Origin of the sequence: Humibacillus xanthopallidus (genome assembly GCF_006716675.1) — a bacterium.
GTDB lineage: Bacteria > Actinomycetota > Actinomycetes > Actinomycetales > Dermatophilaceae > Humibacillus > Humibacillus xanthopallidus_B.
The window spans coordinates 754,873-778,194 of sequence record NZ_VFPM01000003.1; the positions used below are offsets into that span (position 1 = coordinate 754,873).

Genomic DNA, 23,322 nt, shown 5'->3' on the forward strand with positions numbered 1-23,322 from the left:
GTCAGGCACCCACTCCGAACCACCCCCACGTTCCACTGCTGATTCCACTGCTGAAACCAGCCTGTACTTGCGGGAGCACCCCATCACGAGCGCCGATAATCGATGTTCCACCCTTGAGCACCCGCTGCCCCACACTCGGGGACAGACCGGGCTCTGGACCACACCCAGACCCCGCAGGGACCGGTGTGGGCAGATGCTCCTTAGAAAGGAGGTGATCCAGCCGCACCTTCCGGTACGGCTACCTTGTTACGACTTAGTCCCAATCGCCAGTCCCACCTTCGACGGCTCCCCCCACAAGGGTTGGGCCACCGGCTTCGGGTGTTACCGACTTTCGTGACTTGACGGGCGGTGTGTACAAGGCCCGGGAACGTATTCACCGCAGCGTTGCTGATCTGCGATTACTAGCGACTCCGACTTCATGGGGTCGAGTTGCAGACCCCAATCCGAACTGAGACCGGTTTTTTGGGATTCGCTCCACCTTGCGGTATCGCAGCCCTTTGTACCGGCCATTGTAGCATGCGTGAAGCCCAAGACATAAGGGGCATGATGATTTGACGTCATCCCCACCTTCCTCCGAGTTGACCCCGGCAGTCTCCCATGAGTCCCCAACCACCGAAGTGTTGCTGGCAACATGGAACGAGGGTTGCGCTCGTTGCGGGACTTAACCCAACATCTCACGACACGAGCTGACGACAACCATGCACCACCTGTACACCAGTCCGAAGACGCACCCATCTCTGAGTGATTCCGGTGTATGTCAAGCCTTGGTAAGGTTCTTCGCGTTGCATCGAATTAATCCGCATGCTCCGCCGCTTGTGCGGGCCCCCGTCAATTCCTTTGAGTTTTAGCCTTGCGGCCGTACTCCCCAGGCGGGGAACTTAATGCGTTAGCTGCGGCACGGATCTCGTGGAATGAGACCCACACCTAGTTCCCAACGTTTACGGCATGGACTACCAGGGTATCTAATCCTGTTCGCTCCCCATGCTTTCGCTTCTCAGCGTCAGTAGTGGCCCAGAGACCTGCCTTCGCCATCGGTGTTCCTCCTGATATCTGCGCATTCCACCGCTACACCAGGAATTCCAGTCTCCCCTACCACACTCTAGTCTGCCCGTACCCACTGCAAGTCCGGGGTTGAGCCCCGGATTTTCACAGCAGACGCGACAAACCGCCTACAAGCTCTTTACGCCCAATAATTCCGGACAACGCTCGCACCCTACGTATTACCGCGGCTGCTGGCACGTAGTTAGCCGGTGCTTCTTCTGCAGGTACCGTCACTTGCGCTTCTTCCCTGCTGAAAGAGGTTTACAACCCGAAGGCCGTCATCCCTCACGCGGCGTCGCTGCATCAGGCTTCCGCCCATTGTGCAATATTCCCCACTGCTGCCTCCCGTAGGAGTCTGGGCCGTGTCTCAGTCCCAGTGTGGCCGGTCGCCCTCTCAGGCCGGCTACCCGTCGTCGCCTTGGTGAGCCACTACCTCACCAACAAGCTGATAGGCCGCGAGCCCATCCCAGACCGAAAAAACTTTCCACCCCCTGCACATGCGTACGAGGGTCATATCCGGTATTAGCTCCGGTTTCCCGGGGTTATCCCAGAGTCTGGGGCAGGTTACTCACGTGTTACTCACCCGTTCGCCACTGATCAGACCAAGCAAGCTTGATCGTCACCGTTCGACTTGCATGTGTTAAGCACGCCGCCAGCGTTCGTCCTGAGCCAGGATCAAACTCTCCGTTGATGTTCAAACACCCACCACCCAAAAGGCAGCGAGCAAACTTTGAACCCAAAAAGGGTCCGAAACCCAGCTGAAGCCGAACAACCAGCTCAAAAAGCTAGGTCATTCGTTCAACCAAAGGATAATTCACCCCGAAACCAACCAACCACACCAAACGATGCGACCAGCCAGCCCCGAGACGAGGTAATTGGCATCGATTATCTGACACGCTGTTGAGTTCTCAAGAATCGGACGCTCTCCGTCACACGACCCTGTGGGCCGGGCTCCGGGGCAACCCTTCAAACTTACCCGCTTCAAGCTTGGGAGTCAAACTCGCGATCCGCCCTCAGGGCGTCCGAGCCGACCCGCTTGGTTCAGCGGTTCCTGCTCTCCGAAGCCTACCGGATCAACCGGACTGCTTCGGACTGTTTGCCAACCCCGGGACCGGCCTGCTTCGCGGTGCGATCTCTCGCTCCGCCGTGGCGTCCGTTCCTCCCTGTCGGGCTGACGAAGAGAACATTAACCGGGCCCGGCCGAGAAACACAAATCCGCCTGCCCGGAGAGCCGGTGAAGGGCGGATCCCGTTGTGTGACAACGGAATTCGCCCTTCGAGCGCCAATCAGAGGGGTGTCTCAGACCTTGCGTGCAGCAGCGAGGTTTCGCCGTCCTCGCTTGAGCACCGCCACGCGGCCGCCCAGGAAGTCGCGCTCCCCCAGCACCTGCTCGGGATCGGTGAGCTTGACGTTGTTGAGGGAGGCGCCGCCCTCACCGATCGTGCGTCGGGCGGCGTTGCGCGAGTCCACGAGGCCGACGGCCACGAGAGCGTCCACGAGCGTTGTTCCGACCTCGAGGTCAGCGCCCGGCAGCTCGGCGGTCGCATCCCCCAGCGTCACCGGGTCGAGGGTCGTCAGGTCGCCCTTGCCGAAGAGTGCCTCGGAGGCGGCCTGCACCGCGGCCGTCGCCTCCGCTCCGTGCACCAGGGTCGTCACATCCGCCGCCAGGGTGCGCTGGGCCGTTCGCCGGAACGGCTCCTGGGCGACCTGTGCCTCCGCCTCGGCGATCTCCTCGGGCGTGCGGTCGGTGAACACCTTGAGCAGCTTGACGACCGAGGCGTCCTCGACGTTGATCCAGTACTGGTAGAAGGCGTAGGGGCTCGTCATCTCGGCGCCGAGCCAGACGGCGTTGCCCTCGGACTTGCCGAACTTCGTGCCAGCGGCGTCCGTGAGCAGAGGCGTCGTGAAGCAGTGCACGGACGCCCCCTCGACCCGGTGCACGAGGTCGACCCCGGCCGTGAGGTTGCCCCACTGGTCGGCGCCGCCCGTCTGCAGCGTGCACCCGTGTGCGCGGTAGAGCTCGAGGAAGTCGAGCGCCTGGAGGATCTGGTAGCTGAACTCGGTGTACGAGATCCCCTGCTCGCTCTCGAGCCTGGCGGCGACGGCCTCCTTCCGCACCATGTGGTTGACCCGGAAGTGCTTGCCGATGTCGCGCAGGAAGTCGAGCGCCGAGATCGGTGCCGTCCAGTCGAGGTTGTTGACGAGCAGGGCCGGGTTGTCGCCCTCGAAGTCGAGGAACGGCCGCACCTGCTGCTCGATGCGCGCCACCCAGTCGGCGGTCTGCTCCTTGCTCTTCAGCACCCGCTCCGAGGTCGGCCGCGGGTCGCCGATGAGGCCGGTCGACCCCCCGACGAGGCAGATCACCCGATGACCCGCCCGCTGGAAGTGCCGCAGCACGACGAGCTGCACGAGGTTGCCGAAGTGCAGCGACGGCGCCGTCGGGTCGAAGCCGCAATACAGCGTGAGGGGCCCCTCCGCGAGTGCTTCGCGCAGCGCCGCCTCGTCGGTGGACTGCGCCACCAGGCCGCGCCACTGCAGCTCGTCGAAGATGTCCGTCACGGGTATCGGTGTCCTCTCGCCATCGGCGGGCACCCTGCCCACCGCGTCACAGCCTGCCGTATGCCGCCGCGGCCCTTCCACCGAGATGCCTCCGGTCCCGCATGGCGGGCGTCACCGCCCGCGCCTCACCCCGGCACGGAACGCCGACACGGTCGGGTCGCCGTCGACCCAGAAGCGCCAGGGGTAGGCCGAGCCGTCGCCGCCTGGCCCGCTGACACCGACGCGCGCCCCGGTTCGCACGTCCGCGGTCTGCACTGCCTCGCCCGCACCGAGCACGAGCGGCGAGGCGGGCGCACAGAGGTCGAGCCCGGACAGCGCGCCCGTGACGTCGAGGGCCTGCGTCAACCGGCCCGGACCGCGGCACCAGTCCCGCTCCCTGACCCCCGGCCGACGGGCATCCGCGAGCTCGTGCCCGCCCACGACCTCACCGGCACGCAGCAGGACGACCTCGGGCACGTCCTCCTCGCCCGTCACGACGCAGAGCATCCAGTGGTGTCCGTAGGTGAAGTAGACGAAGGCGTGTCCGGCCGGGCCGAAGACGGGTGCGTTGTGGCCCGTCGGCCTGCTGAGCACGCGCGACGCGGGGTCGACGCCACCGGCATACGCCTCGGTCTCGGAGAGGCGCACCGTGACCCCGGCGTGCTCGACGTGACGTCCGAGGAGGTCGGCGGCCACGTCGAGGACCGGTCGCGCGAAGAAGGAGCGCGGCAGTCGGCTCACGAACGGCGCCGCACGACGCCCGGGCGGTAGGCCGAGACGGTCGGGTCGCCGTCGACCCAGAAGCGCCAGGGGTAGGCCTGCCCGTCTCCACCCGGGCCGCTCACCCCCACCCGGGGGCCCACCGCGACGTCGGCACGTGGGACCGGAGCACCCTCCGAGACGACGAGGTCGATCGGCGCGCCGAGCGATGGCAGGCAGAAGTCGAGACCGCTGTGCTTCCCCGACAGCGCGAGGGCCTGACCCAGGCGACCCGGACCGCGCGTCCAGTCGCGCTCGCGCACCCCACCCCGCCGCGAGCGCACGAGGTCGTGGCCCTCGAGGACCTCGCCGGCGCGCAGCAGCACGGCGGACGCCGACCCCACCTCACCGACGACGAGGTTGACGCACCAGTGGTGGCCGTAGGTGAAGTAGACGTAGGTGAACCCCGGGGGCCCGAACATCGGCTCCGTCCGTGGGGTCGGCCCGCGGAAGGCGTGCGACCCGGGATCGAGCCCTCCGGCATACGCCTCCACCTCGGTGAGCCGGACGGTCACCCCGCCGAAGGACAGGTGCCGCCCGAGCAGCTCCGGCGCGACCTCGACGGACGGACGCGCGAAGAACGAGCGCGGCAGCCTGGCGTCGGTCCTCACGCCCCAGACGCTAGCGGCCGTCACCCACGAGAGCCGCACCCGGGAAAGCCGAGTCGTATGCGGCGGGCGGCCGTAGGCTCGCAGCAGCCTCCGTCAGCGCGTCGTGGCCTGCGGTCTCCCCGGCCGGAGGCCGTGGTCGTGGGGGCGGCCGGCGTCGCCACCGTTCGGACAGAAGGACGAGAGATGACCGTGAGCAAGGACCCGAGCCAGTTCATCGCCGACCAGCAGCGCGCCCTGCGCGACCGCTGGCCGTTCGAGGACACCCAGGACTTCGAGGACGCCAGCCACGGCTTCATCGCACGGCTCGATCCCGGAGTCGTGCGGGCCGCCGACGGCCGGGTCGTCTGGGACGGCGACTCGTACTCCTTCCTCACGGGCGAGGCTCCCGACTCGGTCAACCCGAGCCTGTGGCGCCAGTCGACCCTTGCGGCCATGCAGGGGCTTTTCGAGGTGGTCGAGGGCATCTACCAGGTGCGCGGCCTCGACCTGTCGAACGTGACATTCGTCGAGGGTGAGACGGGCGTCATCGTCATCGACCCGCTCATCTCGGCGGAGACGGCCGCCGTGGCCCTCGCCCTCTACCGCGAGCACCGCGGTGACCGCCCGGTGACCGGCATCATCTACACGCACTCGCACATCGACCACTTCGGAGGCGTCAAGGGCGTCACGACACAGGATGAGGTCGACTCGGGCAGGGTCCCGGTGCTCGCCCCCGAGGGATTCGTCGAGCACGCCGTCGCCGAGAACGTCTACGCGGGCACGGCCATGGCCCGACGGGCGGGGTACATGTACGGCGCCGCGCTCGAGCGGGGGGTCCGCGGTCAGGTCGGCACCGGTCTCGGGCAGACCACGTCGTCGGGCACGGTGACCCTCATCCAACCGACGATCGAGGTGTCCGAGACGGGGCACACGGAGATCGTCGACGGCGTCCCCATCGAGTTCCAGATGACCCCGGGCACCGAGGCGCCCGCGGAGATGCACTTCTACTTCCCGACGTACCGGGCCCTGTGCCTGGCTGAGAACGCCACCCACAACCTGCACAACCTGCTGACCTTGCGCGGCGCGCTCGTCCGCGACCCGAACGCCTGGGCCAAGTACCTGACGGAGGCGATCGACCTGTTCGCAGGCAGGACGGACGTCGCTTTCGCGTCTCACCACTGGCCGACGTGGGGCAGGGACCGGATCGTGAGGTTCCTGTCGGTGCAGCGCGACCTCTACGCGTACCTCCACGACCAGACCCTGCGGATGCTCAACCAGGGTATGACCGGACCGGAGATCGCCGAGGCCATCGAGCTGCCCCCGGCCCTCGAGCAGGCCTGGAGCACGCACGGCTACTACGGATCGGTGAGCCACAACGTCAAGGCGATCTACCAGCGCTACATGGGCTGGTTCGACGGCAACCCGGCACACCTGTGGCAGCACCCGCCGGTCGAGAAGGCCCGACGCTATGTCGAGTTCATGGGCGGGGCCGACGCGGTGGTGGAGAAGGCGCAGGCATCGTTCGATGCCGGCGACTACCGGTGGGTGGCCGAGGTGCTCAGTCACGTCGTCTTCGCCGAGCAGCAGCACACTGCGGCACGCGACCTGCTCGCCGATACCTTCGAGCAGCTCGCCTACGGGTCGGAGAACGGCACGTGGCGCAACTTCTATCTCTCGGGCGCGACGGAACTGCGTCGCGGCTCGTTCGGCACGCCGGCGGCCACCTCGTCCGCGGACATCCTGGCGGCCCTGTCACCGTCGCAGCTGTTCGACGCCATCGCGATCCAGGTCGACGGGCCACGCGCCTGGGACGAGGACCTCAGCATCGACGTGGCCTTCACCGACGCCGACGACCACTACCGGCTGCGGCTCGCAAACGGCGTGCTGACCTACAGCGGTGTCGCCCGCTACGACGACGCCGACGCGACGCTGCGGATGCCGCGGGCGGCGCTGCCGTTTCTCGCCGGCGGGTCGGTGACGCCCGAGGCGATGGCGCAGGCCGGCGTCGAGCTGACCGGTGACGCCGGCGTCCTCCAACGGCTCCTGTCGGTCCTCTCGCCCGGCGACCCCGACTTCGCGATCGTCACGGCAGAGCGAGAGGACAGCTGACCCGGGGACCGACCGGCTGAGCGTCCGTCGCCGCAGACGCGCAGGCGGACACTCAGCCTCGTCCTGGCCCTCCGTCAGACGCTGGCAGCCGCCCACTCACGCGCGGCGGCGAGGCGCGCACGCGCCGCCTCGAGCTGCTCAGCCACGCGCGCGGGCGCCGTTCCCCCGACGGCGTCGCGCGATGCGAGCGAGCCTGCCACCGAGAGGACGGAGCGCACCTCGGGGGTCAGGTGCTCGCTGATCCGCGCGAAGTCCTCGTCGGTGAGGTCCCACAGCTCGATGCCGCGCGGCTCGCACTCGCGCACGCAGGCGCCGGCCACCTCGTGGGCGATGCGGAAGGGCACCCCCTGGCGCACGAGCCACTCGGCGATGTCGGTCGCGAGGGCGAACCCCTGGGGAGCGAGCGACTCGAGGCGCTCGGTGTGGAACGTCAGGGTGTCGACCATGCCCGAGAAGGCCGGCAGGAGCACCTCGAGCGTGTCGACGGCGTCGAAGACGGGCTCCTTGTCCTCCTGGAGGTCGCGGTTGTAGGCGAGCGGCAGGGCCTTGAGCGTCGTCAGCAGCCCGGCGAGGTCGCCGACGAGTCGACCGGCCTTGCCCCGGGCGAGCTCGGCGACGTCGGGGTTCTTCTTCTGCGGCATGATGCTCGAGCCGGTCGAGTAGGAGTCGTGCAGCGTGACGAAGGAGAACTCCTTCGTCGCCCAGATGACGACCTCCTCGGCGAAGCGCGAGATGTCGACAGCCGTCATGGCCGCCACGAACGCGAACTCGGCGACGAAGTCGCGCGACGCGGTGCCGTCGATGGAGTTCTCGACCGCACGGGCGAAGCCGAGGTCGGCGGCGACCGCCTCGGGGTCGAGCCCGAGCGAGGAGCCCGCGAGCGCACCCGAGCCGTAGGGCGAGGCGTTGCTGCGCTCGTCCCAGTCGCGCAGTCGGTCGACGTCGCGCAGCAGTGCCCAGGCATGTGCGAGCAGGTGGTGCGAGAGCAGCACCGGCTGGGCGTGCTGGAGGTGCGTCCGCCCGGGCATCGCGACACCGAAGTGCCGATCTGCCTGTGCGACAAGGGCATCGACGACGTCGAGCACGAGTCCGCCCACCACCCGGGCGTGCTCGCGCAGATACATGCGAAAGAGCGTTGCGACTTGGTCGTTGCGCGACCGTCCGGCGCGTAGCCGGCCGCCGAGGTCTGCGCCGACCCGCTCGATCAGACCGCGCTCGAGCGCGGTGTGCACGTCCTCGTCGTCCTCAGCTGGAGTGAACGCGCCGGAGAGCACGTCGGCCTCGAGTCGGTCGAGGCCGTCGAGCATCCCGGCCAGGTGCTCGGCCGAGAGGAGGCCGGCGGCATGCAGGACGCGCGCGTGCGCCCGCGACCCGGCGATGTCCTGAGGGGCGAGGCGCCAGTCGAAGTGCGTGCTCTTGGACAGCGCCGCGAGGGCCTGGTCGGGTCCACCGGCGAAGCGCCCACCCCAGAGGCTCACGCGGTCGGCGGCCGGGGCGGGCTCGTGCTGGGTCATGGGGCTCCTTCGAGGGGTGGTGTTCAGTCGCGGGCGTCGGCGAGCGCCTGGAGCCGCTCGGCGACGGAGGCCGCGGCGTCGGGGCTGGCGGTCACGAGCATGATCGTGTCATCGCCGGCGATGGTGCCGAGCACGTCGGGGTCGCGCGTCTGGTCGATGGCCGACGCGAGGTAGTTGGCGGCCCCCGGAGGAGTTCGCAGGACGACGAGGTTGACGGCAGGGGCGGCTGAGACGAGCAGCTCCTCGCACGTGCGTCGCAGCCGGGCCGAGGCGGAGTCACCGAGCGAGCCGATGGGCGCGACCTCGGTGCCCTCCCCCGGCACGGCGTAGACGAGCGAGCGACCGCGCCGCACCTTGACGGCGCCGACCTCGACGAGGTCGCGCGACAGCGTGGCCTGGGTGACGTCAGTGCCCTCGGCGACGAGGAGGTCGGCGAGCTCGCCCTGGCTGTGCACCTCGTGGTGGCGCAGGAGCTCGACGATGCGGCGCTGGCGCTGGGTCCGGCTCACGAGCTCGCCTCGCGGGCGGTGGCGAGGATGCCCGGCAGGGCGTCGAGGAAGCCGCGGAGCTCGTCGGCGGAGATGACGAGCGGTGGCGCGAGGCGGATGGCGGTGGGCGTCACGGCGTTGACGATGAAGCCCGCCTGCCGGGCAGCCACCATGACGGCAGCAGAGGGTATGCCGTCCAGCTCGATCGCGCGCAGGAGTCCCCGACCGCGCGTGGCCGCGACGCCGTCGATCGCCAGGTCGTCGAGGAGGGCACCGACCTCGCGGACGTGGGCGAGCAGGCCCTCACGCTCGATGGTGTCGAGCACGGCCAGGCCCGCGGCACAGGCGAGCGGGTTGCCCCCGAACGTCGTGCCGTGCTGGCCCGCGGTGAGCAGTCCGGTCACCGCGGGCCCGAAGGTCACGAGAGCCCCGATGGGCACCCCGCCGCCGAGGCCCTTGGCGAGCGTCATCGCGTCGGGCACGATGCCCGACCGCTGGTGGGCGAACCAGTCGCCCGTGCGGCCGATGCCGGTCTGGATCTCGTCGACGACGAGCAGGGCGCCGTGCTGCGACGTCAGCTCGCGCGCGAGGCGCAGGTAGTCGTCGGCGAGCTCCCGGACCCCCGCCTCGCCCTGGATGGGCTCGAGGATGAGGGCGGCTGTCGTGTCGTCCACCGCGTCTCGCAGGGCCGCTGGCTCGTCGGGGGCGACGAAGACGACCTCGGGGATGAGCGGTTCGAACGGCTCGCGGTATGCCGCCTTGTGGGTGAGCGCGAGCGCCCCTGTGGAGCGACCGTGGAAGGAGCCCTCGAGGGCGATGATGCGGCGCCGGCCCGTGCGCCTCGACAGCTTGATGGCCGCCTCCGTCGCCTCGGTGCCGGAGTTCGCGAAGAAGACACCGGAGCCCGCGGGTGCCTGCGCGACCTCGAGGATCCGCTCGGCGAGAAGGATGGCCGGCTCGGACGTGAAGAAGTTGGAGACGTGGATGGCCGACTCGGCCTGCTTGGTGACGGCCTGCACCAGGGCCGGGTGTCCGTGGCCGAGAGCGTTGACGGCGATGCCCGAGAGCAGGTCGAGGTAGCGCTTGCCGTCGACGTCGGTCACCCAGGCGCCGTGCCCGGAGGCGAGCACGAGCTGAGGTGTGCCGAAGACCTGGACGAGGGCGCTGCCGTAGCGCTCGAGCAGCTCGGAACCGCTGCCGGACCCGGTGTCGTCGCTCGTCATGCGTCCTCCTCGGGGGCGGAGCTCGGGGGCTTGGGGCCCTCACCGGCGGTGAGGTCGGTGGCGGTGGTGTCGGTGGCGGTGATGTCGGGCAGGACCATCGTGCCGATGCCCTCGTCGGTGAAGATCTCGAGCAGGATCGAGTGCGGCTTGCGCCCGTCGACGACGTGCGTCTGGGGCACGCCGCCCTCGACCGCACGGATGCACGCCTCGAGCTTGGGCACCATGCCGGCCTCGACGCGGGTGAGCAGGGACTTCGCGGCGGTGACGTCGATCGTCGACAGGAGGGACCCGCGGTCGGGCCAGTCGGCGTAGATGCCCTCGACGTCGGTCAGCACGACGAGCTTCTCGGCCCCGAGGGCGACGGCGATGGCCGCGGCTGCCGTGTCGGCGTTGACGTTGAGCACCTGGCCCTCGACGTCGAGGTCGGGGGCGACGGTGGAGACGACCGGCACCCGGCCGGCGTCGAGGATGTCGATGATGGCCGAGGGGTTGACGCTCTCGACGTCGCCGACGAGCCCGAGGTCGACCTCGACACCGTCGACGACGGTGCCCCGGCGCCGGGCACCGAGCAGTCCGGCGTCCTCGCCCGAGAGGCCCACGGCGATCGGGCCGTGCTGGTTGAGCAGCCCGACGAGCTCACGGCCGACCTGGCCCGTGAGCACCATCCTCACGACGTCCATGACCTCCGGCGTCGTGACGCGGAGGCCGCCCTTGAACTCGCTCGCGAGGCCCACCCGGTCGAGCATCGCCTTGATCTGCGGGCCGCCGCCGTGCACGACGACGGGTCGCAGGCCGGCATACCGCAGGAAGGCGACGTCCTCGGCAAAGGCCGCCTTGAGGGCGTCGTCGACCATGGCGTTGCCGCCGTACTTGACGACGACGAGCGCGCCGCGGAAGCGCTCGAGCCACGGCAGCGCCTCGACGAGCGTCGCGGCCTTGCCCGCGGCGACGCGCAGAGCGGCTGCGTCGATGAGGCCGCGGAGGTTCTGCTGGGCACGGGTCGTCGTCATGTGCTGTAGGCCGAGTTCTCGTGGACGTAGTCGTGGGTGAGGTCGTTGGTCCAGATCGTGGCCGCCTCGGAGCCCGCGTGCAGGTCGACGACGACGTGGACCTCCCGGCCCGTCAGGTCGACGAGTGAGCGGTCCTCGCCCACCCCGCCGGCGCGGCAGACCTGGACGCCGTTCATCGTCACGTCGAGCCCGGCGGCATCGAAGGCAGCCCTCGTCGTGCCGACGGCGGCGAGCACCCGGCCCCAGTTGGGGTCGTTGCCGAAGACGGCGCACTTGAAGAGGTTGTTGCGGGCCACCGCGCGGGCGACCTCGAGCGCGTCGTCGACGCTCGCGGCCGACCGGACCTCGATGGCGATGTCGTGCGCAGCACCCTCGGCGTCGGCGATCAGCTGGCGCGCCAGGCCGGCGCTCACGGCCGTGAGCGCCTCGGTCAGCTCGCCCGCGCCGACCTCGACCCCGGACGCGCCGGAGGCGAGGACGACGACCGTGTCGTTGGTCGACATGCACGCGTCCGAGTCGATGCGGTCGAAGGAGACGGCCGTCGCGGCCCGCAGCGCCGTGTCGAGGTCGCCCGGGTCGACGACGGCGTCGGTCGTGAGCACGACGAGCATCGTCGCGAGCGCCGGGGCGAGCATGCCCGCGCCCTTGGCGAAGCCGGCGACCGACCAGCCGTCGCCGGCGTGGGCAGCGACCTTGTGCACGGTGTCGGTCGTCTTGATCGCGATGGCGGCGGGCTCGAGCCCTGCCGGTGAGAGCGCTGCGGCCGCGGCATCGATGCCCGCAAAGATCTTGTCCATGGGCAGGAGCTCGCCGATGAGGCCGGTGGAGCAGACGACGACGTCACCGGCCGACAGGCCGAGCGCCTCGGCCACGTGCTCGGCGGTACGGTGGGTGTCGAGGAAGCCCTGCGCACCGGTGCAGGCATTCGCCCCACCGGAGTTGAGCACGACCGCGTCGACCCGGCCGTCGACGAGGACCTGGCGCGACCAGGTGACCGGCGCCGCCTCGACCCGGTTGGTCGTGAAGACCGCGGCAGCATGGTGGTCGGGGCCGTCGTTGACGACGAGCGCGAGGTCGGGGGTGCCGCTCGCCTTGAGGCCGGCGGTGACACCGGCGGCTCGGAAGCCCGCGGGCAGCGGGGCGGGCTGGCTCTCGCTGGTCACGGCGCGACTCCTGCGACGGGAAGGCCGAGGGTCTCGTCGAGACCCAGGGCGAGGTTGGCGCACTGGACGGCGGCGCCGGCTGTGCCCTTGGTGAGGTTGTCGACGGCCGCGACCACGACGACGCGACCGAGCCGCTCGTCGACGGCGACCTGGAGCTGCACGTGGTTGCTCCCGATGACGGAGCCGGTGGCCGGCCACACGCCCTCGGGAAGGAGGTGCACGAAGGGCTCGGCGGCATACGCCTGCTGCCACTCGGCGCGCACCGCGGCGGGATCGACGCCGGGGCGCAGCCGGGCGGTGCAGGTGGCGAGGATTCCCCGGGGCATGGGCGCGAGGGTCGGCGTGAACGACACCGTGACCGTCTCGCTCGCGGCGCGGGAGAGGTTCTGCTCGATCTCGGGTGTGTGCCGGTGCACGCCACCCACGCCGTAGGGCGACATCGAGCCCATCACCTCGCTGCCGAGCAGGTGCGGCTTGAGTCCCTTGCCGGCGCCCGACGTGCCCGAGGCCGCGACGACGACGACGTCGTCGCCCTCGAGCAGCCCCGCGGCGAAGCCCGGCGCGAGAGCGAGCGACACCGCGGTCGGGTAGCAGCCGGGGACGGCGATGCGGCGCTCCCCCGTGAGCCGCTCGCGCTGGACCGTGCCGGCCGGGCCGGGGAGCTCGGGCATGCCGTAGGGCCACGACCCGGCATACGGCGTGTCGTAGAAGTCGGTCCACGCCTGCTCGTCCTCGAGCCGGAAGTCGGCACCGCAGTCGATGACGACGACGGACTCCGGCAGCTGCGCCGCGAGCCGGGCCGAGTGGCCGTGCGGCAGCGCGAGGAAGACGACGTCGTGACCTGCCAGCGTCTCGAGGCTGGTGTCCTCGATGACGCGGTCGGCCAGGGGGACGAGGTGCGGGTGGACGCCCCCGAGCCGTTCACCCGCACTGCTCGCCGCCGTGACGGCCCCGACCTCGATCTGCGGGTGGGCGAGCAGCAGCCGGAGGATCTCGCCTCCGGCGTAGCCGCTCGCCCCCGCCACTGCTGCCCTGATCACAATGCATGAGTATACACAGGAATGAATACTTGTGCAGACGACTGCCGGACCCAGGCTCCTGCAGGCGCGGCCGCCCGGCACGGGTGGCCGTGCCGGGCGGGTACGCGTGGTGGGCCCTCAGACCGGGGCGGAAGGCACGCAGGTCACTTGGGCATGAGCACCGAGTCGACGACGTGGATGACACCGTTGCTGGACTCCACGTCGGTCGCCGTCACGTTCACCGTGCCGCCGGCAGCGTCGGTGAGCGAGACCTTGTCACCGTCGACGTTGATCGTCAGCTCGCCACCCTGAACCGTCTTGACCTTCTGGCCGTCCATCTTCAGCACGTCGGCAGCCATCACCTTCCCCGGCACGACGTGGTAGGTGAGGATCTGGGTGAGGTCGCCCTTGGGGTCCTTGAGCAGGGTGTCGACGGTCCCGGCCGGCAGCTTCGCGAAGGCGGCGTCCGTCGGGGCGAACACCGTGAAGGGGCCGTCGCCCTTGAGCGTGGGGACGAGCTCGGCGGCGGTCAGCGCAGCCGCCAGGGTGGTGAAGTCGCCGGCTGCCACGGCGGTGTCGACGATGTCGGCCGAGGCCATGGCCTCGCTCGTCGACGCGGATGGCGATGGCGAGGAGGCCATCGAGGTGGCGGCCGGCGCCGCGGGGGTGGCGGTCGTGGTGCTGTCGCTGCCACAGGCGGCGGTGGTGAGAGCGAGGGCCAGTACGGCGGCCACGGGAAGAATGCGTCGCATGTCGGAGTCCTTAGGAAGTGGTGGTCGGTCTGACACCACTTCTTCCGTCGTCCCACCGCTCCTGGATGCACTTCACCCGAAAGTCTCTGGCCGAAGCCTCAGCGCTGGACGGCTCCCGTCGCCCGGGCGGCCGCGGCGACGGCCGCGTCGCGGAAGTCGTTGACCTCGTCGGTCGTCAGGGTGCGGTCGAGCGCCCGGAAGGTGAGCCGGTAGGCCAGCGAGCGGTGACCCGCCTCGACCCGCTCCCCCTCGTAGACGTCGAAGAGCACGATCGACTCGAGCGACTCCCCCGCGCCCCGACGCAGTGCCGCCTCGACCTCGCCGGCCGCGACCTCCGAGCGCACGAGCAGCGCCACATCGGTCAGTGCGGGAGGGAAGGACGAGAACTCCCTCGCCTGCACCGGCTCCTCGCTCGCAGCCGTCAGCACGTCGACGTCGAACTCCGCCGCGACCGTGCGCGGCGGCAGGTCGAGGGCGGCGAGCGCCTTCGGGTGGAGCTCGCCGGCGTGCCCGACGAGGGTGCCGTCGGCCAGGGTGATCCGGGCGCACCGGCCTGGGTGCCAGGGCGCGTGGTCGGGGTCGTTGGCGACGACGACCGGCACGGCGAGCGCGGCGGCGACGGACTGCACCGCAGCCACCATGTCGCTCCAGTCGGCGGCGCGGCCGGGACCCCACCACCCCGCCTGCTCGATCTGGCCGGACGCGACGACCGCGGCGCGGCGCGGCTGGTCGGGCACGGCGGCATACAGCTGCTCGAGGGTGGCATCGTCGGGGCGCGACGCGACGCTCGGGATCGGCGCCTTGCCGAGTGGGCCACCGGGCCGGAAGACGAGCCCGATCTCCGAGATCGCGACGTCCTTGTGACCGCGGGCGAGGTTGCGCCGCAACACGTCGACGAGGCTCGAGAGCACCATGGTGCGCAGCAGCGGACGCTCCTCCGACAGGGGGTTGGCGACGCGAACGGCCTGGCGACGGTCGTCGTCGGGCGCGAACCCCAGCTGGTCGGCGAGCTCGGCGGCGACGAACGGGTAGCTCAGCACCTCGGTGAAACCCGCCCCGGCGAGAGCGTCGGCGACGATCCGCCGCGCCTTCTGGCCGTGGGTGAGCCCGCGCCCCTCGCTCGGGGTCGGCGTGATCGACGGGATGTTGTTGTAGCCGTCGATCCGGGCGACCTCCTCCGCGTAGTCGGGCGCGTCGACGAGGTCGGGGCGCCAGGACGGTGGGGTCACGAGCACGTGGGCGTCGTCGGTGCCCTCGCCCGACTCGGCGACGGCGCAGCCGAGGTCGCGCAGGATCGACAGCACCCTCTCCCGGGGGTAGTCGACGCCGACGATGCGGCTCGGCTCCGTGACGTCGAGGAGGTATGCCGTGCGCTGCGTCGTGTGGTCGACGTCGGTCACGCCCGGGTCGGCCGTGCCGCCGCCGTGCTCGACGAGGAGGTCGACGGCGAGCTGCGCGGCAGCCGCGGTCACCTGCGGGTCGACGCCGCGCTCGAACCGCTTGGACGCCTCGGTGACGAGGCGGTGGCGGCGCGAGGAGCGAGCCACCGTCGTGGGGTCGAAGTGGGCCGCCTCGATCAGCACGTCGGTCGTCGAGTCGTCGACCTCGGAGGAGGAGCCACCCATGACGCCGGCGATGGCGAGCGGCCGCTCGCCGGAGTCGGTGATGAGCAGGTCCTCGGGGCTCAGCGTGCGCTCGACGTCGTCGAGCGTCGTCAGGGCCTCGCCGGCGCGGGCGCGACGGACGACGATCGGGCCGTCGAGCTTGGCGAGGTCGTAGGCGTGCAGCGGCTGGCCGACGGCGAGCATGACGTAGTTCGTCACGTCGACGGCGAGGCTGATCGGGCGCATCCCCATCTGGGTCAGGCGCTTCTGCATCCACGCGGGTGACGGGCGCGTCGGGTCGATGCCGCGCACGACGCGGGCGACGAACCGGTCGCAGCCGACGTTGCCGTCGAGCGGCGTGTCGTCGTCGAGACGGATCGGGTGGCCGGAGTCGTTGGCCTGCGGGGTGGCGACGTCGGCCGGGTCGCGGTAGCCGCCGGCCGGGCTGCCCTGCGAGTGCCAGTACTCGCGGGCGAGGCCGCGCACGGAGAAGCAGTAGCCCCGGTCGGGCGTCACGTTGGTCTCGACGGTCTCCTCGGCGAGGCCGAGCAGGGCGATGGCATCGTCACCCGGCTGGAGCGTCGCGGCCTTCTCGGCCCCGAGCAGCCGCTCGAGCACGATGATGCCCTCGTGGTCGTGACCGAGGCCGATCTCGTCCTCGGCGCAGATCATGCCGTTGGACACGTGGCCGTAGGTCTTGCGCGCGGCGATGGCGAAGTTGCCGGGCAGGACGGCACCGGGCAGCACGACGACGACGAGGTCACCGACCTCGAAGTTGTGGGCGCCGCAGACGATCTCCTGGTGCTTGCCCTCGGTGAGCATCTGACCGTTCTGGCCGACGTCGACCGTGCACCAGCGGATCGTCTTGCCGTTCTTCTGCGGCTCCGGCGTGAAGTCGAGGACGCGACCGACGACGAGCGGACCGGTGAGGTCGCCGCCGTGGAGGTCCTCCTCCTCGAGGCCGACCGAGACGAGCCCGGCGGCGACGTCGGCGCCCCGGGCGCCGGGCGGCAGGTCGGTGACCTCGGCGAGCCAGCTGAGCGGCATCCGCATGTCAGGCCCCCATCCCGAACTGCTGCGAGAAGCGAAGGTCGCCCTCGACCATGTCGTGCATGCCCTGGACGCCGTGTCGCAGCATCAGTGCCCTCTCGATGCCGAGCCCGAAGGCGAACCCGGAGTAGATGTCGGGGTCGATGCCGCACGTGCGCAGCACCTTGCGGTTGACCATGCCGGAGCCGCCGAGCTCGATCCACCCGGACCCGCCGCAGGTGCGGCACTGCTCGGGCGTGCCCCAGGTCTCGGCGCCGTGACAGGCGAAGCAGAGGAAGTCGGTCTCCATGCTCGGCTCGGTGAACGGGAAGTAGTTGGCGCGCACCCGCGTGCGCGTCTCCTCGCCGAACATGATGCGCACGAAGGCGTCGAGCGCCCCGCGCAGGTGGGCCATCGTCAGGCCCTTGTCGATGGCGAGGCACTCGATCTGGTGGAAGACCGGGGTGTGCGTCGCGTCGAGGTCGTCGGTGCGGAACACCTTGCCGGGGGCCACGACGTAGATCGGCGGCTCCTGCTCGAGCATCGTGCGGATCTGCACCGGGGAGGTCTGGGTGCGCAGCACGAGACCGGAGTCGACGGGGTCGAGGAAGAAGGTGTCCTGCATCTGCCGAGCAGGATGGTCGGGGCCGAGGTTGAGGGCATCGAAGTTGAGCCACTCGCTCTCGAGCTCCGGGCCCTCGGCGACCTCCCAGCCCATGCCGACGAAGGCGTCGACGAGCCGCTGGGCCGTGAGCTCGATGGGGTGCCGGGCACCGGGCCGGCGACGCAGCGCGGGCACGGTGACATCGACCCGCTCCTCGACGAGGATGCGCTCGTCGCGCTCCACCTCGAGCTCGGCCTGACGCGCGGCGAACGCCTGCGCCACCCGGCCGCGGGCCTGGCCGACCCGCTTGCCGGCCTCGGCCTTCGCGCTCGGGGGCAGGGCGCCGATCTCGCGGTTCGCCAGGGCGAGCGCGCTCTTCTCCCCCTGGTGGGCGGTGCGCACCGCCTTGAGCTCCTCGAGGGAGCCGGCGGCCGCGGCCGCGGCGAGGGCCTGCTCGACGGCGGCGTCGATCTGCGCGGGGTCGAGCGCCGCGACCTCGACGGGGTCGTAGTTCGTGTTGGGTCCGGACATCGGGGTGCGTTCGCTGCTCTCGTCGGTCGTTGGCTGGGGCGCCTCGCGGGCGCGCGCGTTCCTGCTCGTGCGAGCGTGGCCCAGTCTAGGGGCGGGGTCGAACCGGTGACGGTGCTGCTCGGTGGCAGCCGGTCGTCACGAGGTCGTCAGGAGGCCGTCACGAGGCGGTCATGTGGCGGTCACGAGGCCACGACGTCGGGCAGCCCGGACGGCAGCCGCACGGTGAAGCGGGCACCGCGGGCCGCGTTGTCCTCGACCGTCACGGTGCCGCCGTGCGCCTCGACGAGACCCCGCACGACATAGAGCCCGAGGCCGGTGCTCGCGTTGCCCGGGCCGTGCCAGAAACGGCCGAAGATCTTCTCGCGGTCGGACGGCGGGATGCCGTCGCCCTCGTCGTCGACGTGGACGACGACCCACTCGCCGTGACGGTCGAGGGTCACCGTGACGACGCCGTCGCCGTGGCGCAGCGCGTTCTCGATGAGGTTGAAGAAGATCTGCTCGAGGCGGTCGGCATCCGCCCACATCTCCGGCAGCCCGTCGGCCGCCGCGGTCTCACCGAGCTCGAGGCGCACGGCCCCCGGCGCGCGACCGAGCTCGTGACGCACGACGTGCGTGCGCAGCAGGTCGTGGAGGTCGACGGGGCCGAGCCGCAGGTTGAGGCTGTCGGAGTCGAGGCGCGAGATGTCGAGCAGCTCGGTGATGAGCCGTGTCAGACGGTTGGCATCCGCCTCGATCGTCTCGATCATGAGGCGCTTCTGCTCGTCGGAGAAGCGGTCCCAGCGTCGCAGCAGGCTGCTCGTGAAGCCGGTCACCGAGGTGAGGGGCGCGCGCAGCTCGTGGGCGACGGTCGACAGGACCGTGGCCTGGTCTCGCTCGGCCCGCTGGCGCGCCTCGGCGTCGCGCAGCCCCAGCAGCACCCGCTCGACGTGGTCGTCGCCGTCCTGGCCGGCGCGCACATAGCGTGCGGTGACGAGCACCTCGTTGCCACGCGGACCCACGAGGAGCTTCTCCAGGTGGCCGGTGCGGCTCGGCGCTCCGTGCCACGGGTCGACGTGGGCCCACCAGTCGCGGCCGTACTTGTCGGTGAGGGGCAGCACGTCGTCGACGAGCCGGCCGACGAGGTCGTCGGCGCGTGGGATCTCGAGCACGCGCAGTGCCTCGGCGTTGACGAGGCGCACCCGACGGTCGGCACCGATGACGACGAGCCCGTCGGGCAGCAGCTCGGCCATCGACGCGACCGGCGCGACGGAGCCCGGGGTGGCCGGCACGCGCTCACCGTCGTCGGTGCTCATGCTCGGAAGGATAACCACGCCCGACCGTGCCCCGGGGAGTCAGCCCGTGACGCGGCGAGCCTCCGCGGACGCGTAGAGGCAGACGGTGGCCGCCATCGCGAGGTTGAGCGACTCGGCGTGACCGTAGATGGGAACCCGCACGACCTCGTCGCAGGCGTCCCTGATCTCCGGCGGCAGGCCCCAGGCCTCGTTGCCCATGACCCAGGCGTTGCCGGGGCTGCCGCGCCCGAGGTCGAGCTCGTGGAGCAGGGTCGTGCCGGCGCCGTCGGCGGCAAGCAGGCGCAGGCCGTGCCCGCGCAGGGCGGCGAAGATCTCGGGAACGGTCGCGCCGACGCTGATCGGCAGGTGCCACAGCGAGCCGACGGTCGAGCGCACGACCTTGCTGTTGTAGACGTCGACGCTGGCGTCGCTGACGATCACGGCGTCGGCGCCCGCGGCGTCGGCGCCGCGGATGACCGTGCCCGCGTTGCCGGGGTCGCGCACGTTGGTGAGCACGCAGACCAGAGCGTCCGGCGGGAGGCCCGCGACCACGCGGGTCAGCGGGACGTCGAGCACGCGGCATACGGCAGCGATGCCCTGGGGGGACTCGGTGTCGACCATCGCGGCCAGCACCTCGGGGCTCACCTCGTGGACCCACAGCGCAGCGGCGCGAGCCGCGTCGACGATGGCCGTGTGCCGTGCCGCCGCCTCGGGCGTCACGTAGACGTCACGGACGAGGTCGGGACGGAAGGCGATCGCCTCGCGGACGGCCTGCGGGCCCTCGGCGACGAACTCTCCGGTGCGCGAACGCGCCGAGCGCCGGGACAGCGCCCGCACCGCCTTGACCCGATCCGATCGGGTGTTGGTCAGCACGGGGGGTCCCGGCGCTCGGTCTGCGTCGCTGCGCGTCGTGGGCGTCGCGTGGGCTCGCTCAGGCGGCGTCGCCGGACACCTTGGCCTCCGCGGCGGCGGGGACGTTGGCGCGCGACACCTCGACGAGCGCGGTGAAGGCCGCGGCGTCGTTGACGGCGAGGTCGGCGAGGATCTTGCGATCGACCTCGACACCGGCGAGCTTGAGGCCCTGCATGAACCGGTTGTAGGTCATGCCGTTGGCGCGGGCCGCAGCGTTGATGCGCTGGATCCAGAGGCGACGGAAGTCGCCCTTCTTGGCGCGACGGTCACGGTAGGCGTAGCCGAGCGAGTGGGTGACCTGCTCCTTGGCCTTGCGGTAGAGACGCGACCGCTGACCGCGGTAGCCGCTTGCGCGCTCGAGAACGACGCGACGCTTCTTCTGGGCGTTGACCGCCCGCTTCACGCGTGCCACGTGAATACTCCTTCTGTACGAAGCACCGAGGTGGTGCTGCTGGCGGAACCGAGAGGACCCGGCTGCTCAGCGGAATGCTGGGTAGGGGTTTCGGCTCACTTGCCGAGGAGCTTCTTGACCTTCTTGGCGTCCGGCTTGGCGAGCTCGACGTCGTTCGCGATGGAACGCATCTTCTTGCTCGACTTGTGCTCGAGCAGGTGACGGCCGCCGGCCTGCTCGCGCATCACCTTGCCGGTGCCGGTGAGGCGGAAACGCTTCTTCGCACCACTGTGCGTCTTCATCTTCGGCATGGGGGCCGATCTCCTTCGTGTTGCGTGCGCCGGTGGGCGCACGTGGTCTGTCAGGCCCGGGGGCTCTCGCCCCCGGTGCTCACTGCCGGCCGGTCACTCGGCGGCGGCCTGCTCGGTCGGGACCTGCTGGGCCTGGTCGGCCTGCGGGGTCTCGTCGATCTGCTCGGTCTGCTCGGTCTGCTCGGCGTGCTCGGCCTGCGCAGCGTCGCCGTGGGCGCCGGCAGCTCCGCGCTGCTCGCGGGAGCGGCGCTGCTCCGCCTTGGCCTCGGCCTTCTTCTTCGTCGGGCCGATCACCATGATCATGTTGCGACCGTCCTGCTTCGGAGCCGACTCGACGTAGCCGAGCTCGACGATGTCCTCGGCGAGGCGCTCGAGCAGGCGGCGACCGAGCTCCGGCCGGCTCTGCTCGCGGCCGCGGAACATGATCGTCACCTTGACCTTGTCACCGGCCTTGAGGAACCGCTCGACGTGGCCCTTCTTGGTGCCGTAGTCGTGCGGGTCGATCTTCGGTCGGAGCTTGATCTCCTTGATGACGGTGTTGACCTGGTTCTTGCGCGCTTCCCGTGCCTTCATGGCGGCTTCGTACTTGAACTTGCCGAAGTCCATGAGCTTGGCGACCGGCGGCTTGGCCATGGGCGCCACCTCGACGAGGTCGAGGTTCGCCTCCTCTGCCAGACGAAGCGCGTCCTCGACGCGCACGATGCCGACCTGCTCGCCGTTGGGGCCAACCAAGCGCACTTCCGGGACCCGGATGCGCTCGTTGATGCGAGGCTCGCTGATGTGGTGCTCCTAAGTTCGGTGAATGGGTGACCTGCGGGTCCTGCTCCCGTGCTGGTGCTACTCGCGACCATCATGAGAAAAGGCTCCCCGTGAGTGCACGAGGAGCCCAGGTTGACGTATGCCGGAAGGTGGCCTTCGCGGCGTACGGCACAGTCCGCAGGACACCCGGAGGAGCCGTCGATCTGTGCGACCTTGGACCCGGCGACCTGACGGTCGGCGCGGGTGGAAGCGAGCTTCTCTTGCACGTCGATCTCTCGTCATCGCCGAAGCGGTGGCAGGAGAAGGACTGGTCAGTGCTCAACTCTAGCAGCCGGCACGCCAGGCTCCGAATCGGCGACAGGCGGGGACGCCTGCGCAGAGGTCGAGGCGGCGGCGGCGGCACCTGCCGCCCGACCGCGGGCCCCGCCGAGCATGCCGGCACCGGCGACCAGCACGCCGAGGGCCGAGACGACGAGGAAGCCCCACCGCCAGCCGCCGTGGTCGATGGCGAAGCCGGCAAGCGGTGCACCGACGGCCGAGCCGGCAGTCATCGCGGACCCGTGCCAGCCCATCATCTCGCCGCGGAAGCGCTCGGGCACGACCCGGCTCAGCTGCTCGACCGTGGCAGTGATCGTCGGGGCGCAGAGGAAGCCGGACAGCGTGACGAGCACCGCGAAGCTCGGCACGCCCACCGCGAGCGCGACGGGCGCGGTCGTCGCGGCGAGGCCACCGAGCAGCCAGAAGACGGAGAACGAGCGGTGCCAGGCGCCGTAGACGAGACCGCCGACGAGCGAGCCCGCACCCCAGAGCGCGAGGATCCAGCCGATGGCTGCCGTGGCCTCGAAGGAGCGCAGGGCAGCGACGATGGAGACGTCGGTGCCGCTGAGCACCAGGGTCGTGCACGCGGCGGCGAGGTAGACGGCGGCGACACGGACCGTGATGAAGCCGCGCCAGGCCCCGGGGACGGGCTCCGGCGAGGTGCCCGGAGCGACCCCGGGCGAGGCAGCGGCGGCACCGCTCGCATCGGTCGCGTCGGCCGTGTCGGTCCTGTCGGCCGCGTCGGTCGTGTCAGGGGCGCCCTTGATCGCGGGGTTGGCGACCCAGAGGACGCACCCGGCGAGGACCGCGGCCATCTCGACCGTGAAGAGGGCCCAGCCGGTGTCCCACGTCGTCGCGAGCCAGACCCCGAGCGCCGGACCTGCCATGAAGGACAGCTCTGTCGCGGCCGAGTCGAGCGAGAGCGCCGTACGCCGCTGGTGCTCCGGGACCGAGCGGATGATGACCTGCCGCAGGATCGAGAAGGTCGGCACGACGAAGAGGCCGGCGAGCGCGGCGAGCGCCATGAGGGGCGCGTAGCCGACCCACGGGGCGATCGACCAGCAGACGAGCTGGATGAGCAGCGACGGCGCGACGGTGCGGCGCAGCCCCAGCCGGTCGAGCAGCCGACCGCGCCAGGGCCCCGAGATCGCGATCGCGACGGTGGCCGCGGCGCTGACGAGGCCCGCAGCGCCGTAGCTGCGCCCGAGCGCCGTGACGACGTGGAGCGTGAGCAGCACCGTGCCGGCGAACATCGGGATGCGGATGAGCAGACCCAGTGCCAGCGCGTTGCGCGTGTCACGGATCGCGAGCACGTGACGGTACTGCCCCACATCCATCAGAGAAGCGTCTCACCTGCCGCCGACAGCCGGCACCGGGGTTGCGGTC

At 70.6% G+C, this 23,322-nt stretch carries 19 protein-coding genes and 1 rRNA gene; 1 reads left to right on the plus strand and 19 read right to left on the minus strand.

The annotated features are described in order from the left end of the window. Nucleotides 1-204 precede the first annotated feature (204 nt). The 4 genes from FBY41_RS18530 to FBY41_RS18545 all read right to left on the minus strand — a co-directional run bounded on the left by FBY41_RS18530 (nucleotide 205) and on the right by FBY41_RS18545 (nucleotide 4,949). A 16S ribosomal RNA gene (locus tag FBY41_RS18530) occupies nucleotides 205-1,732 on the minus strand. 608 nt (nucleotides 1,733-2,340) lie between these two features. Next, nucleotides 2,341-3,600: a tyrosine--tRNA ligase gene (gene tyrS, locus FBY41_RS18535; protein WP_141845782.1), complete on the minus strand. Its 1,260-nt coding sequence runs from the start codon at nucleotides 3,598-3,600 to the stop codon at nucleotides 2,341-2,343. A 111-nt stretch (nucleotides 3,601-3,711) separates the two neighbouring features. Continuing rightward, nucleotides 3,712-4,320 carry a DNA-3-methyladenine glycosylase gene (locus FBY41_RS18540; protein ID WP_141845786.1) on the minus strand — a complete coding sequence of 203 codons (609 nt, stop codon included), beginning with the start codon at nucleotides 4,318-4,320 and terminating at the stop codon, nucleotides 3,712-3,714. After that, entirely contained in the window at nucleotides 4,317-4,949 is a 633-nt protein-coding gene (locus FBY41_RS18545) for a DNA-3-methyladenine glycosylase (RefSeq protein ID WP_185749149.1), read from the minus strand. The genes FBY41_RS18540 and FBY41_RS18545 overlap by 4 nt, the downstream gene beginning before the upstream one ends. Before the next feature lie 183 nt (nucleotides 4,950-5,132). Between FBY41_RS18545 and FBY41_RS18550 the strand changes: the two genes are divergently transcribed. Continuing rightward, complete coding sequence (locus FBY41_RS18550; protein WP_141845792.1) at nucleotides 5,133-7,037, plus strand: alkyl/aryl-sulfatase; 1,905 nt, start codon at nucleotides 5,133-5,135, stop codon at nucleotides 7,035-7,037. Nucleotides 7,038-7,111: 74 nt separating this feature from the next. Here FBY41_RS18550 and argH read toward each other — a convergent pair whose 3' ends face one another. The 15 genes from argH to FBY41_RS18625 all read right to left on the minus strand — a co-directional run bounded on the left by argH (nucleotide 7,112) and on the right by FBY41_RS18625 (nucleotide 23,273). Next, nucleotides 7,112-8,551: an argininosuccinate lyase gene (gene argH, locus FBY41_RS18555; RefSeq protein WP_141845794.1), complete on the minus strand. Its 1,440-nt coding sequence runs from the start codon at nucleotides 8,549-8,551 to the stop codon at nucleotides 7,112-7,114. 23 nt (nucleotides 8,552-8,574) lie between these two features. Next, nucleotides 8,575-9,060: an arginine repressor gene (gene argR, locus FBY41_RS18560; protein ID WP_141845796.1), complete on the minus strand. Its 486-nt coding sequence runs from the start codon at nucleotides 9,058-9,060 to the stop codon at nucleotides 8,575-8,577. Further along, on the minus strand, nucleotides 9,057-10,262 hold the full coding sequence (locus FBY41_RS18565) for an acetylornithine transaminase (protein ID WP_141845798.1): 1,206 nt from the start codon (nucleotides 10,260-10,262) through the stop codon (nucleotides 9,057-9,059). The genes argR and FBY41_RS18565 overlap by 4 nt, the downstream gene beginning before the upstream one ends. Continuing rightward, a complete protein-coding gene (gene argB / locus FBY41_RS18570) occupies nucleotides 10,259-11,272 on the minus strand; it encodes an acetylglutamate kinase (RefSeq protein ID WP_141845800.1) in 1,014 nt (337 codons plus the stop codon). The genes FBY41_RS18565 and argB overlap by 4 nt, the downstream gene beginning before the upstream one ends. Next, complete coding sequence (argJ, locus tag FBY41_RS18575) at nucleotides 11,269-12,435, minus strand: bifunctional glutamate N-acetyltransferase/amino-acid acetyltransferase ArgJ (protein ID WP_260439891.1); 1,167 nt, start codon at nucleotides 12,433-12,435, stop codon at nucleotides 11,269-11,271. The genes argB and argJ overlap by 4 nt, the downstream gene beginning before the upstream one ends. Next, nucleotides 12,432-13,475, minus strand: a complete 1,044-nt coding sequence (gene argC, locus FBY41_RS18580; protein WP_221629343.1) for an N-acetyl-gamma-glutamyl-phosphate reductase — start codon at nucleotides 13,473-13,475, stop codon at nucleotides 12,432-12,434. The genes argJ and argC overlap by 4 nt, the downstream gene beginning before the upstream one ends. Nucleotides 13,476-13,618: 143 nt before the next feature. After that, complete coding sequence (locus tag FBY41_RS18585) at nucleotides 13,619-14,206, minus strand: fasciclin domain-containing protein (protein WP_141845802.1); 588 nt, start codon at nucleotides 14,204-14,206, stop codon at nucleotides 13,619-13,621. Nucleotides 14,207-14,304: 98 nt separating this feature from the next. Continuing rightward, entirely contained in the window at nucleotides 14,305-16,863 is a 2,559-nt protein-coding gene (gene pheT / locus FBY41_RS18590; protein ID WP_141845804.1) for a phenylalanine--tRNA ligase subunit beta, read from the minus strand. 1 nt (nucleotide 16,864) lies between these two features. Beyond that, nucleotides 16,865-17,974, minus strand: coding sequence for a phenylalanine--tRNA ligase subunit alpha (gene pheS / locus FBY41_RS18595; protein ID WP_141845806.1), 1,110 nt, complete (start codon nucleotides 17,972-17,974; stop codon nucleotides 16,865-16,867). A gap of 179 nt (nucleotides 17,975-18,153) precedes the next feature. Next, entirely contained in the window at nucleotides 18,154-19,266 is a 1,113-nt protein-coding gene (locus FBY41_RS18600) for a sensor histidine kinase (RefSeq protein WP_141845808.1), read from the minus strand. Nucleotides 19,267-19,305: 39 nt separating this feature from the next. After that, a complete protein-coding gene (locus tag FBY41_RS18605; protein WP_141845810.1) occupies nucleotides 19,306-20,118 on the minus strand; it encodes a TrmH family RNA methyltransferase in 813 nt (270 codons plus the stop codon). A 58-nt stretch (nucleotides 20,119-20,176) separates the two neighbouring features. Beyond that, a complete protein-coding gene (rplT, locus tag FBY41_RS18610) occupies nucleotides 20,177-20,569 on the minus strand; it encodes a 50S ribosomal protein L20 (RefSeq protein WP_141845812.1) in 393 nt (130 codons plus the stop codon). A 95-nt stretch (nucleotides 20,570-20,664) separates the two neighbouring features. Beyond that, nucleotides 20,665-20,859: a 50S ribosomal protein L35 gene (rpmI, locus tag FBY41_RS18615; protein ID WP_141845814.1), complete on the minus strand. Its 195-nt coding sequence runs from the start codon at nucleotides 20,857-20,859 to the stop codon at nucleotides 20,665-20,667. A 93-nt stretch (nucleotides 20,860-20,952) separates the two neighbouring features. Continuing rightward, a complete protein-coding gene (gene infC, locus FBY41_RS18620) occupies nucleotides 20,953-21,591 on the minus strand; it encodes a translation initiation factor IF-3 (RefSeq protein ID WP_375869887.1) in 639 nt (212 codons plus the stop codon). A gap of 338 nt (nucleotides 21,592-21,929) precedes the next feature. Further along, nucleotides 21,930-23,273, minus strand: coding sequence for an MFS transporter (locus FBY41_RS18625; protein ID WP_141845818.1), 1,344 nt, complete (start codon nucleotides 23,271-23,273; stop codon nucleotides 21,930-21,932). Between the last annotated feature and the right edge of the window lie 49 nt (nucleotides 23,274-23,322).